The organism is Chryseobacterium bernardetii (genome assembly GCF_003815975.1).
In the GTDB taxonomy this organism is placed as follows: domain Bacteria; phylum Bacteroidota; class Bacteroidia; order Flavobacteriales; family Weeksellaceae; genus Chryseobacterium; species Chryseobacterium bernardetii.
The window spans coordinates 3,731,413-3,745,612 of the sequence record NZ_CP033932.1; the positions used below are offsets into that span (position 1 = coordinate 3,731,413).

6 protein-coding genes and 1 tRNA gene are annotated in these 14,200 nt (G+C 40.0%); 5 read left to right on the plus strand and 2 right to left on the minus strand.

Annotated elements, in window-relative coordinates; all coding sequences use genetic code 11:
- Nucleotides 1-29: 29 nt before the first annotated feature.
- The 5 genes from EG339_RS16975 (at nucleotide 30) to EG339_RS16995 (ending at nucleotide 12,649) form a co-directional block, all read left to right on the plus strand.
- On the plus strand, nucleotides 30-8,195 hold the full coding sequence (locus EG339_RS16975) for a Tc toxin subunit A-related protein (RefSeq protein ID WP_123871137.1): 8,166 nt from the start codon (nucleotides 30-32) through the stop codon (nucleotides 8,193-8,195).
- Nucleotides 8,196-8,237: 42 nt separating this feature from the next.
- Entirely contained in the window at nucleotides 8,238-10,391 is a 2,154-nt protein-coding gene (locus tag EG339_RS16980; protein WP_123871138.1) for a Hint domain-containing protein, read from the plus strand.
- Between the two features lie 65 nt (nucleotides 10,392-10,456).
- Nucleotides 10,457-10,993 carry a hypothetical protein gene (locus EG339_RS16985; RefSeq protein WP_123871139.1) on the plus strand — a complete coding sequence of 179 codons (537 nt, stop codon included), beginning with the start codon at nucleotides 10,457-10,459 and terminating at the stop codon, nucleotides 10,991-10,993.
- A 343-nt stretch (nucleotides 10,994-11,336) separates the two neighbouring features.
- On the plus strand, nucleotides 11,337-11,681 hold the full coding sequence (locus tag EG339_RS24540; RefSeq protein WP_123871140.1) for an ISAon1 family transposase N-terminal region protein: 345 nt from the start codon (nucleotides 11,337-11,339) through the stop codon (nucleotides 11,679-11,681).
- Nucleotides 11,682-11,728: 47 nt separating this feature from the next.
- On the plus strand, nucleotides 11,729-12,649 hold the full coding sequence (locus tag EG339_RS16995) for an ISAon1 family transposase (protein WP_228459758.1): 921 nt from the start codon (nucleotides 11,729-11,731) through the stop codon (nucleotides 12,647-12,649).
- A gap of 89 nt (nucleotides 12,650-12,738) precedes the next feature.
- Here EG339_RS16995 and EG339_RS17000 read toward each other — a convergent pair.
- Nucleotides 12,739-12,813: transfer RNA gene (locus EG339_RS17000), tRNA-Arg, on the minus strand.
- Nucleotides 12,814-13,245: 432 nt separating this feature from the next.
- Complete coding sequence (locus EG339_RS17005; RefSeq protein WP_228459639.1) at nucleotides 13,246-13,959, minus strand: alpha/beta hydrolase; 714 nt, start codon at nucleotides 13,957-13,959, stop codon at nucleotides 13,246-13,248.
- Between the last annotated feature and the right edge of the window lie 241 nt (nucleotides 13,960-14,200).

Sequence of the window (14,200 nt, forward strand, 5' to 3'; positions counted from 1 at the left end):
AAGATTAAAAAACAGTAAAACTACTATTCATGAAAACAAAACAATTGATTCATAAATTTTATGAAGCAAATCCGGACATAGATTTGCTAAGGGCCAATCTTCATCTGGAAGATACCTTAGCCTCCATAAAGATACCCAAAACCAAATCGCGTGCTGCCGCAACCGACATGGTAGAACAGCTCAAACAAATAGCCCGGGTGGTACGGTTACATCCGGAAGCGCAAATGGGCAACAAATTAACGGCTGATGCGATTGTTACTCTATACGAAAAATTCGATGGATTAAACTCGGCTCACGACATTGCCCGACAAAGCGGAGAAGTGTTTGTAAAACAATATACCGATGCTTTTGGCTGCCCCGAAGTAGCATCGGAGATCTACCAGAGAGCAACCGAAGTAACCAATAATGTGGCCAATCTTACCAATGCAATTTTAAATATGTCGACGCCGCTTTCTAAAGCGATATCGACTTCATCTGTCAGTGAAGAGGTAACCGGGTATTTTACCGGATTGGTAGGCTACCAGGAACTGTTTGGAAGTCTAAACTATTGCGATTGTCCGGAATGTAAATCCGTACTGGGACCAGCAGCCTATTTTGCCGATCTGATGCGTATTGTACAAAAATACATTACCGAACCCAATACCACTACAATACCACATGCAAGTACATTGGCTGTAAGACGTCCTGATTTGGGAACGATACCGCTAACCTGCGAAAAAACAAATACCATCGTCCCGTATTTACAAATCATCATTGAGCGTTTGGAACAAAGTCTGTCGACAAGTTGGAAAATTGCGGGTACGACCGATTTGTACAAACAGCTTGCCGCGACGTACTATCCGTTTAACTTACCATTCCTGCAACCGTTAAGCAGTATACGGATTTATCTTAAGGAACTAAAAACAACACTGGCCGAGGTATTTGCCTGCCAACAGTTAACTGGACCGCAATTGGCTGCCGAACAATTGCAAACAACCCTCGAAGGTTGGAATTTGCTTAAAACGGCAACGGTAGATACCGCGAAATTACAAACCTATTTTGGGGTTGCGAAACTGGACGATCTTAATAGCTTTAAAGTCTTTTCTAAACAAACCGATTTACTGGTAACGCAAGTCCAGGATTTACTATACCAAAATTTATCTGATTCCGAAATTACAGCCGGACTAAATGCCCAGTTCTTTATCAATAAGGGGTTAACCAAACCTATTGTAGTGGGGAATACCGATTCGGTAAATACCATCGATAACCTGACACCAACGGCTCTGGATCAGATTAATCGTTATTTGCGCCTTACGTTGCTTAGCGAATGGTCGTTTGATGATCTAGACTGGGCTTTACATGTTTTGAATAACGGAACACCGGAAATTAATGAAAGCATATTACAACTGGTACCAAAATTACAACAACTGGTTACCCGAATGAATAGCGATGTCGCTACGGTAAGTACCTATTTGTTTGATTTGAAAACTTACGGAATGGGAAACGATCCGGCACAGTCGACAGCACCGTTTGATATCGTATTTAATACCGGACAAACCACTTTATACCATCCTAAAAATAGTGCAACGGTAGCCTATCCGCTTAATAAAACCTATCTGGATACGCCGCTAAGTTGGGAATATGCTTCCGATAGCGGAAACAATCCGGACAATGCGGTTCGTGTCGCTTCGGCTTTGGGCATTTCGCAAAACGATTTGCAGTTGCTGGTTTTCGCTTTATATGAAAGTACACCAACCATTGTGTTAAATGTACCAACCATTTCGGCCTTATCGCGCCATGTACGCCTGGCAGGATATTTTAAATTAAGCATCCAAGATTACCTGAGCTTTTTGAGTTTATCCGGAAAAGTACAACTGGTTTTTACAATCGATGATCTGACGGCACTCATTGACAACAAAGAAACACTGGCTACAGTGGCCCGATTAACGTTAGAGGATCTCAATTATACGGTAAATGCGGTTGTATCGCCAACCGTTAACATTTTATACTATCCTGATAAAAGTGAAGCATGGCTTAAAACACTACCGATACTTATTCCGGCATCCGATTCTGAAAACGATCAATTGATCAAACTTTACGAACAGGTTGGTGCGTTCTTCGGTATTCCATCCTCATTGGCGCAATCGGTTTTGGCACTTACTGTTACCAATCCACTTTCGATATTCCTGAATCCTGATACGACCAACGCGATAAAAGCATTAAGTCTAATTTCACGTTGGTTGGTATGGGTAGAAAAAACGGGAGTCAGTCAGGATTTACTCGATAACATTGCTGTCAGTAAAGCGGCTTATGGCATTACTGATACCACAAAACTAACGTTTGCAAATAGCATTGTCTTACTTCAGTTCCAGTTTTTTACAGGTATTTATAATGATGTAAACAATCGGTTTTCAGACTACATGACGGCGATTACCAGCAATAAAAATGATGTTGCCGCAGCCATTTTGTCGGAAGCAACCGGATGGGATAAATCGATTATCACAGCATTGTATGCCTTAAAATATACCAATCAGGTCGATCGCCTGTACAGCATGCAGGCCGTTATTACGTTGCTTAATAAAACAGGTTTAAATCTGGATGCTTTTCAGGGGTTACTTAGTCTGGCCGGAAAAGGTGTTGCCGACTGGGATAAATTTGTAGCAGAGGAAAACAAATTATTAACCGAGATTCAGGCACGATATAATATAGGAAGCGACTGGAATCAGCTGGCCGTACAAATTGGCGGTAAAACCGCATCAGCCCAAAGAGACGCTCTGATAGGAGCGACTATCTTTGCCCTGCGCTCGGCCGATGAGACTGTCTACATCCAGAATACACGAGATTTACACGACTATTTGCTTATTGATGTGGATATGTCGGATGTAGCACAAATTTCCTATATCAAAGAAGCACTTAATGCTATTCAGTTATATATGAACCGTTGTCGTTCGAAACTGGAATCCGGGGTGGTACTTTTACCGATCCCTGAAGTTTGGTGGGAATGGATGATGAATTATCGGGTATGGGAAGCCAACCGCGAAATTTTCCTCTATCCTGAAAATTATCTCGATCCGGCTTTCCGTAGCTCCAAAACCGATCTGTTTAAACAATTGGAAAACGACCTAAAGCAAAACGATATTACTGAAGGCAATGTAACATCGGCGTATACGAAATACCTAGAAGGCTTTGCAGAACTGGCAAAACTGGTTTATGTAGATGCCTATTATTGTAGGGTTTCTGACGATACCCGCGATAATCAGCCGACCTTATTTTTGTTTGCGCGCACCGCTACCAATCCGTATACCTATTACTATATCACAAGGGAGAGCGAAGGTACCTGGTCGCAATGGATTAAAATTGATCTGGCCATTAATGCCGTACAAATTACACCGGTTTATGCCTTTAATAAGTTGTTCCTATTTTGGGTAGAACAAAGTGTTGCGATCGATAAAACACCGAATACCACTACCGAAAACATTGTGAAGGCCTCGATAAACTATACGTTTTATAATTTCCAGAATCAATGGGTACCGGCACAATCACTGGTAAAAGACTATATTATAGATGTTAGTCCAAGTGCTTACAGAACAGCAAATAATAAACTTTTTCCAGACAATTTCTTCGATCCCAATAGTCTTTGGTGGAATAAAGTATATCCGCTCAAAATACAACAGGATAGCTTCTGGGAAATTACGAATGGTGGTAATCGATTTGAACAATTAGTGATTGCCTTCGGCCCGATGATTGATACTACGGTGCAATATCCGCAACCGGCCAATAATCCACCGAATGATTCTAATCCGGCAGTTCAGGTTTTTGAAAATCAATTGTTTGAAACAGGGCAAAACTATAATTATGTCTATAACCTGGGTTATAAAGGGCAGTTGCCGTTGTTTAAGCCGATTGTTTTAAACGATAGTCTGGATAGCAGTTATTTGGTAAACCCCGACGAAATCCTGTTTTTCGAAAAAGACAGCGATAAGAGTAACCATCTGTTTACTCCACAAATCGACGCAACATCGGGACAAATGAACCTGATTAGTACTTCCCGTACGATTTATGATAATGATATTGCGGGACAGATTATTACTCCTGCCATTCCAACACCACAAACTTCCTTAACGGACAGTTCTTTTATTTCGACCGATGCCGGTATTAATGCGGCCGGTTCTAAAACGGTTTATAATACGTTGGTAGACTATGGTTATATCGATAGTAGCGGTATGCTGGGACGTTCTGATTATGCGGAAATGCGCACCGACGTGATGAGCATTTTTGAAGGCGATCCTGGTCAGCTTAAAAAGACACAGTTTGTAATGGGAGTCGTAAACAGGGGCAGTGGTTCCCGCTGGTTATCCCAAAACGTACGGAATAAAAATTACGGATTGTTTACGATTAAAAACGCCGTAGGAACCTTTGTTTTTTATGGTGATAAAGAAGCATTTTTAATGGAAGATCCGGATAAAGATCCGGTATTTATTTCCGATTTGCTGTTTAATGGCGATACTATGTTTTTGGAAACATCGTTCCTTTCCTCGGGCGCCGGTATCGATGCCACGGGATCCAGCCAGATTTATAATAATCTGATTGATTACGGGTATTTTACAGCCGACGGACAACTGGAACGAGGTACAACAATTAACGATTTGACTAAGGCGCTCAATGAGATGCTGGAAGGACAACCGAATAAAACCGATAAGGTCGATTCGGTTCTGGATATATTAACCAATCAACCGCTGTTTTATAATACTGATTTTATTTCTGACAGTGCCGGGATTAATTCCAGTGGTTCTAAAAATATTTTTGATCAGCTTATGCAGGCCGGATATCTCGATAAAAACGGCCGTTTAATGACGGATATTGATTTTAATGAATTAACCGGTGTGCTTTACGATATTCTGAAAGGGCAACCGGATATTGATAAAAAAGTACGTTTTGTGGTACAGGTGTTATATCAGGCAGAATACCCATCGTCTATCGGATTCTTCCGAAGTTTGAACACCACTCCTTATGCGTGCGAATATAATTTTAAAGCGATACGTCTTACCACAGGAGCGATTCATAACCTTAGTGCCCGTATATTTTCCGGTGGTGTTGACAAACTGTTGTCACTCGAAAGTCAATTGATCCCGGTGGATCCGGAATTGCCTTTTAACAGGTTTGGTTTTGAAGAACCGTATGTTATCGCTCCTGAAGCTCCCGATGGCGGACAGGTCGATTTTAACGGGGCGTATGAATTGTATTATTGGGAATTGTTTTTCCACGCTCCCATGTATATTGCCAATTTACTAAAGACAAATCAGGTATTTGATCAGGCTGAAAAATGGTACAAATATATTTACGATCCAACGGCGGCTCCTTATCTGGTAGAGGCAGATTCTTTTGTGTGTGTCACGATAGGAGTTACTGATTCGAGTCGTATTTACCGCGTTTTACTGGACAACAAATGGATTGATAGCGAAGGATATGTGAGCAGTAAATTTACAGCCAAAACAAATCTGAATTCGATTCTTTCTTTCCTTCAGCCGGTACAAATTCAATCGGTAAAAAATGTATTGCTCAACCATCAGGTAGCGCGTGATATTTGCCGCGTATGGCAGTTTAATCCTTTCCGGAACCATACGGTAGCTTCGTTGCTCGAAAATATTACGAACGCCAAACAAATTGCGGCTTACAATCAATATCCGTTCGATCCGCATGCTATTGCCCGTTTGCGTATTGGCGCCTACGAAAAAACAATGGTAATGCAATATATCGATAACCTGATTAAATGGGGCGACTGGTATTTTTCGCAGTATACCTGGGAGAGTAATACCATGGCGAATATGTTGTACATCTACGCTTATAATTTACTGGGGCCAAAACCGGAAGACCTTGGACCGTGTAAGGCCGAGGATCCGGCGAATTTTAACGACATTGTGGCTCAATACGGCGATAATATACCGCAGTTTAAAATTACCCTCGAAGATCATGTTGGAAGTGGTTCCAGTGGATTAAATTTCCAACCTTATAATGATATTGATGCTTATTTCTGCGTACCGGAAAATGACAAACTCGAACAATACTGGGATACTGTTATCGATCGACTTTATAAAATAAACAACAGCTTAAATATTAATGGAATACCACAACCATTGCAATTATTCGAACCGCCTATCGATCCTGGCTTATTGGCCCGTGCTGCGGCAAGCGGCGGTAATCCGTTAAGCATTATGACGAACAATGCGGCTATTCCGGCTTATCGCTTTGAGTATCTTATCGATCGGGTAAAAAATTTCGCTTCTACATTAAGTCAGTTGGGATCCGGTTTATTAAGTGCACTGGAACGTAAAGACGATTCAGCACTGGCCAAACTACAGGCCACACAGCAAAATGTGCTGCTTAATCTTAACACAATGATTAAAGAACAGGAGATCGAAGAGGCCAAACAAAACATTGCCGGTTTGCAACAAAATTTGTTAAGTGCTCAAAATCGTGAACAATTTTACCAACAGCAGTACGACGAAAACCTTAGCCCTCTTGAAATCGCCAGCCTTTCGTTACAAGGTGCTGCCATTTATCCGGAATCGGTTTCAATTGGAATTAACGGAATTTCGATTGCCGGTTATCTGGTGCCGAATATCTTTGGTTTTGCCGATGGAGGGATGAAGTTTGGAGATGCCATTAATGCGGGCGCTCAGATTGCACAAACGACTTCGTCTATTTTAAACCAAAGTGCCGGAATTATTGCAACGACTGCTCAGTATAACAGACGACGTGACGATTGGAAGCTGCAACAGCAAACAGCGACCTATGATGTGGCTCAAATTCAGGATCAGATTAATTCGGCTAATGCGCAATTACTGATCAACCAGCAGAATCTGGTGATTCATAAAAAAACAATTGATCAGGAAAATGCCTATGAACAATTCCTGACGACCCGTTTTACGAATATGGATTTATATTCGTGGATGATCAGCCGATTGTCAACCATTTATTTCCAATCGTATCAGCTTACGCTGGGAATGGCGCTGGCAGCACAATCGGCTTATCAGAATGAGATGAACAGTACCGAACAGTTTATTCAGTTCGATTATTGGGATACTCTTCACAAAGGATTGTTGTCGGGCGAAGCTTTATTATTATCGTTACAGCAAATGGAACGCAGTTATGTGTTGAAAAACACGCGTACTTTCGAAATTGAGAAAACGATTTCCTTGCTACAACTGGATCCGTTACAGTTTATGGAATTTAAAACAGGACTTCATTCGGGAGTAAAAGGAACGCTTCGTTTTAAACTTTCGGAACAGTTGTTCGATTTTGATTTCCCGGGACAGTATCTGCGTAAAATCAAAACCATCTCGGTATCGATTCCTGCTGTGGTAGGGCCTTACCAAAATATTAATGCGGTATTGCGACAAACCAAAAATTATACCGTGATGGAACCTAAAATCAATGCTGTTAAATATGTTATGGATCCGGTTAATAATCCCGATCCGGGTAATGTACGTGTAGACTGGATTCCAAACCAGAAAATCGCACTTTCCAAAGGTATGGACGATAATGGTTTGTTTGTGCTCAACTTTAACGATAGCATGTACCTGCCGTTTGAAGGAACCGGTGCTGTTTCGGAATGGGAATTAAACCTGCCGCCGGAAACCAATCATTTCGATTTTAATTCAATATCCGACATTATCGTAAAAATCAGCTATACAGCTTACGAAGATATGGGACAGTTTGCCACCGATGTAAAAAATCAGCTGCAATCCCAGAATCCACCGTATCCGTATCAGGTAGCCAAGCAAATTGTATTGCAACAGGCTTTTAGTGCTAACTGGTATCAGTTTATGCATCCGCAACCGAATCCGGTAACGCAATCGATGGTGTTTAGTTTAACCGATGCTATTGTGCTGCCAAACCTTAAAAAGGTAGCACTACAATCAGTAACAGTGGTGGTGCAAACTCAAAATAATACAACGGTTTCCGATAAACAGGCAGGTAGTTTCTTAACCTTAAAACAATCGGATAAAAGTGATGTGAGCATTCCGATAACGAATAATGTAGGAACGGTTGCACTTAGCGGGCCTTTTGAGGCAGAAACAGCAGAACTTCTATTTACGATCGCCAATACACCGGATGAATTGCTTACGGCCGATAAGAAACAACTTGATCCAAACAGATTAACCGGACTGCTCATTATTATTAACTATACGTCTAACGTATTTGCAAAACAATAAAATTTATCATCAACTAAATATTAACCTTTAAACTTTTAAATTATGGCATGGGAAGAATGCGTAACATCAATTAGGGCGAACCTTGACCCTAACGCAAAAGAAGTAAATCAGGTAATCTGGACAGGGCCAAAGGCACAGGTTACAGAAGACAATCTGGAAACCGACAGTTTTTCGGCGAGTAAGCCGTTTGCCTTGATTTGTCCAGACCGTCACTGTCAGGATTACGGCGATTTTTCGCCTCAGGCACACGCTTTATGTAACTGTAAAGACGTGAACGGAAACCCAATTCCGGATTGTGTTCCTAAAAATGTATTATATCCTTATCCGAGTGGTGTTTGTCTGAACATCGACAATCCATCGGATTATAGTACCAAACGGGGACGGGCTTGTACTAAGCAAGGCGATAGCTATTATGCATTAACGTGTTTCTGTTGTTGTTCGTGTTATGCGAACGGTACCAAAATTGCTGTTCCGACGGGATTCAAAACGATTGAGTATTTTCAGACGGGAGATGAAGTATTAACGGCATCACTGGCAACAGGATCATTGAAATGGAATACCGGAAAAGTGGCGTATAGTATGGGTACCGGGCCAGACGGACACCAGTCGGCCATGGTATATATGCACTATGGTGACGACGATCGTCAGATTATTGTAACTCCGGATCAGTTGTTTTTAATGAGTACCGGAAAATTAAAACGTAGTGATCGGTTGGTTCCGGGTGTGGACGAATTGGTAAATGAGTGGGGCGAGGCGGTACCGATTCACGAAATCAGTATCGGAGAATATATAGGTGGGGTACACCATATTTCTACTGCTGCTGCTTTCGATGGGGTTATAGACGGACACTTGTTATTGTCGGAAGGTGTTGTTTCGGGCGATTTTACCTTACAGGCCAATTCGGGCCAACTTATCGATATGGGTGCAATGGAAGATCATAAAGAATTGCCTAAAATCGGTTCGGAAGAATACGAAAAAAAGTATTCGCAATTATCGAAAGAATACTATGGTGTAATGCATATTACGGCATTAAGCGACGGAAAAAGAGAAAAAGTACAACGTCCGCAAAAATTCTATCTGCATGGCGAACGTTCGATCACTGTTCCGAATACAGCAGCAGCATATCTGGATGATGCTCAGGCAGCGGACGTGTACAATAATGCACCGCGTTGGAGTTTTGAAGATATTGGAATGAACAGCTCGCTAATAAAATATGTATTGCGTTTGTTTAAAGGGTTTTTCCCGGAAATCAATTTCTATTATGATCAGTCAAACGTAACGCCTAATGCATATGCTTTTGTGCTGATGGATATGCAATACGTGGTGTTAACGGGTGGTTTAACACGTTTAAAAGGAATGGATCAGGAAGGATTATCGTTTGTATTGGCGCATATGATTTCGACACTTCAAAAATCAAATCCGATTGGGGCTAATGGCTGGACTTCTGTGGCTATGGCTGATTATTACAGTATAGGCTTCCTAATGGATGTTTATTTCGGGAAAAATTTCGGAACCATGTACAATCCTGGAATTAAACAATTGGATACTTCGTTGTTTAAATATATTTCGCCCGAAAATCAGACGTATACAAACGATCCGTATCAGCCTACAGTAGATACACGTTTCGATGCACTGGATGCAGGTAAAGCAATGGATTTCCCACCTGATGGAATTGGTGGTCCAACAGCCGGTGGATTGAAAGTTGTAGATGTTAAAGCATTCCCGCCGATGGTAGGGGCGTTTAGTTTTGTGAATCAGGATATTGATGAAGCAGCATCGGAAGACGCATTCCATTTGTTGGTAGAAAACAAAGTGGTGACTGTTGATGGTGAGGTTTCTCCGGACTTTACAGTGAATACCGACCTAAACTTTTTATTCCCTGATGTTTCGGATGAAAATCAACGCAGCATGATGATCGAACAGGTTCGCAGTAGTCTGATTCACGCGATGGGACTTATCCAATTGGAATTTAACGATCTTGTCAATCCGGCTTCGGCTTCCAGCTACCACGATTTTACACTCGATCCTGATGCCCGTATCGGTAGTGTTGTGGCTAAAACCAATATTCCTGTAGTTGAAATTGCTGCCGAAATTAAACGTGGTGTTAAATATACGTTGACTGCATCAACGAATGTCCGTTCGTTTAACGGATCAACAATTGATTTACAACAACGATCTATTTCTTTTGAAATCTAAAAGAGAGGATTACTATTGCTGTCGGTAATCTTACCGGCAGCGATTTTAACTAAAAACCTGAATCTATGGAATTGAATGAACTAAAAGAAATGACCGACATTAACGAGGCTTGTGTGCGGTTTAGCGAAATTTTGGGATCGTCGAACCCTGTTCCTGATGGTGTATTGTATGCTGCACTTGAGGATGAGGATTATGCACGGAATTTATTACTAGCCCGCAGAAGTCCTGAATTGATGAATATGCTGTTGGCCCAACGGGCTCAATATAGTCCGAAAACAGTTGCACCACAAGAAGAGCAAAGCGGCTATACCAACCTGCAATTGCTTGAAAAGCTAGGGAAATCGATGTGGAAATGGGGTTTGGTTGGCTTTTCTACTGTGACGGAAGAGGTTTATAACAAACGACTGGCGGCCTGTGCTTCGTGTGATCAATTAGAAGAAGCCCCCGATCAGTTGGTGTATAAAATCAGTTTAAAGAAAAATGAAGATAAACGCACCTGCAAAACCTGTGGCTGTGTTGTGGCCAGGAAAGCAAGGTTAGCAAACGATACCTGCCCCCGGGAAGATACCGGAAACCCCGGATTTAATCGTTGGGGTGAGTAAACACCATCCCTGCAAAGATTCCTTGCAGGGATGGTATTTTTAATCGATATAAATCGAAAAATGCAGATTATTTAATAAAAAAAGTATTTTTCTCCCCACCAGTTGGAAAACTAAAACAAAAAAAATCAAAACTAAAAGCTAATATCAATACAGCTATGATTAGAAAAAATAGGGTTGCACTTCAATGAAATAGCAAAAGGAATTGAGTCTCCTGAAACTATACAATGTCAGCTTTCAGAAAAGGGAGTAAAAATTTTGAGTAATCAAGCTTTCATGTTGTGATAAGAAATCCGGCTCAGTCTCAAAAGTTGGGGGGAATGTTAAGTAGTTTTATCTTTGCATCATGTTAAGCGATCACGACCTTCTTAAATTATTACTTCCGGAATTTTTAGTAGAGCACTTTGATATCCTCAAAGCAGAAACTCATGATGCAGAACTTCATATTTATTTTGAAGAAAGAAACAGTATTCCCCATGAATTTAAAGAAAGGAGATTTGAATCCAAGGGCTTTTTACCTGAAATCATTGTAGATGATTATCCATTACGGGGTAAAATCGTAAAGCTCCATGTGAAAAGAAGAAGATGGACAGATAAATCCTCCGGTGAGATCCTTCAGAGAGACTGGCAGCTTGTAGCGAAAGGCACACGCATGACAAAGGATTTAGCAGGCTTCTTAAAAAAAAATTAGCAGACACTAAAGCTCTTCCCCTAAAAGTTATAGCAGAATTTTTCGGGATCAAAGGCAAGAGCTTCCAGAGGCAATACAAGAATAAGCTCAGCGAATATCATAGCTGGGAACAAAAACCGCACGCAGAGGACTGGATCATTTACCCTGAAAATGTCTCAGCCTCCTTATCTTTAGACGAAGTAGCATTATCTGATGGAGAACTTTATACCGTTCTTACCTCCAAAAAAGCAAAAGGGAGAAAAGGAAGTATTGTTGCTATGATAAAAGGTACCCAAAGTGATTTTGTCATCACACATCTTTTGAAGATCAGCAGAAAACTTCGGATGAAGGTAAACGAAATTACATTGGATATGGCGGGTTCCATGAAGCGTATTGCCCAACGCTGCTTTCCTGATGCAGTACAGGTTATTGATCGTTTTCATGTTCAGAAGCTGTCCATAGAGGCCCTTCAGGAGATCAGGATCAGGCATCGCTGGGAGGCTATTGAAATGGAAAACAATCCTTTTAACAGTCACTCAGCTGAAACAGAAGTTTTTGCAAACGGAGATACCCGGAAACAGCTCCTGGCAAGAAGCAGGTATTTACTATATAAAAGCCGTGAGAAATGGACTCTGTCCCAGAAACAAAGAGCTTCGATCCTTTTTACCCAGTATCCTGATCTGGAACAGGCATATGAATTGACTGATGGACTTAGAAAAATTTATAACCAGAATATTTCGAAATCTGTAGCAATGACTAAACTGGCCCATTGGTTTAGAAATGTGGAAGAAGCAGATTTTAAATCTTTTTCTACCTTAAGAAAAACAATAATGAATCATTATAGAAATATTCTCAACTACTTTGATCAAAGAAGCACCAATGCTGCTGCTGAATCTTTCAATGCGAAAATAAAAAACTTCAGAATGCAGCTCAGAGGAGTAAAAGACAGAACCTTTTTTATCTTCAGATTAGCTAAACTTTTTGCCTAGCCCCCAACTTTTGCGCTTGATCCAGAAATCCAGTGTATTGTGGTGGTGTAAATAATAAAAAAATGATAAGTAAACAGCTTATCCCTGTCTGGTAGCCACACCAGGGATCGAACCTGGATCTAAAGTTTAGGAAACTTTTGTTCTATCCATTGAACTATGTGGCCATTAGAGTGATAAAAGTACAAATATTCTTTTAAATATTTATAATTAGAATGTTTTAAACACGGATGTTGCAGATTTTGAGTACCAAATAATTATTAAAACATTATTGATAGTCTTTAAAACTAAAAGAATCTGCCCTTTAGAGGCAGATTCAGTAGATAAGACATCTCATTTTTTTAATTAGACAACAATAAAAAGCACAGCCGACAATGCTGTGCTTAAATTTTTATTTCAAATTTAATTGCAATTTCAAGAGTAGTAAGAAAAGCAAATAAAGTTTCCACTTCGATGTTTATTACATAGTAAATGTAGTGATAATTTTAATAAGAAATATGAATTTAATGTTAAAATTCACAAGTTATCCACATTTTTTTGTGGATAAGTGTTTTATTATTCCACAACCACTCATTTAATACTGAGGAAAATGTTCAGGATTAATGTTCTTCAAGGTACTTTAGTATAAAACTATTTAATACTTTTTTCTCTTCATCATCGCCCTTATTATCCATGTGACTATGGTTGATGGACGTTGGCTGAACCGTCATGTGAAACTTTTTCTGTTCCTCTTCGGTAGGAAGAACTCCGTCATCGGCAGGATAATCGTTGGAACGTAATGAATAGATTTTAGGAATGCTGGTTCTGGGCAGGAACATTCTCCTATTATCCATGGTAATGATTTTATAAACCAGATTAGGATGCTGATTTCCAAATAAAGCTGCCATATCGCCGCCATTGGAATGGCCTATTAAAGTAAGGTGCCTATAATCCAGATCCGGATTTGTTTTTTTAAGCTCTTTCAAAACATATAAGATATTATCGGAGCCACTTTGCCAGAAAGGTCTTCTCACGATCTGCAGATTTCCTTCTACAGGCAGTAGTGGATCTGTAGTTTGTTCATGCTGAATGCTTACAGAAAAATATCCTTTTGAAGCTAACTTTTCAGTTAAGTAGGAATATACAAAATAATCACCGCCTTTATTAAAGCCATATCCATGATTAAAAATAATTACCTGCTGATTCGGAATTTTCTTATGGGTTTTGGGCAGATAATAGGCAACAGGAATTTTACGGTTTCGGCTTTGATCAAATAAAGTTAAAGTATCCCTTTTCACTTCATAATTATGATCTGAGCTTATCTTTTTTTTCACAGAACAATTAGCAAGAAGAAGGAAAACAGGAAGGTATTGTAATATTTTTTTTTAATGTCATGGTAAAATAGATTGATTACAAAAATCTGAAATTTCCTGATATAAAAAATGTATTTTTTTGTTTCTAATTAGGTTAAAAATTAAAATAATAATTTATTTTAAACTTTATTAGCTGATAATTAAGTATTTTTATTTCATTAAAATCTTATTATAAATATTACCCGATATCAGGCACCATTCT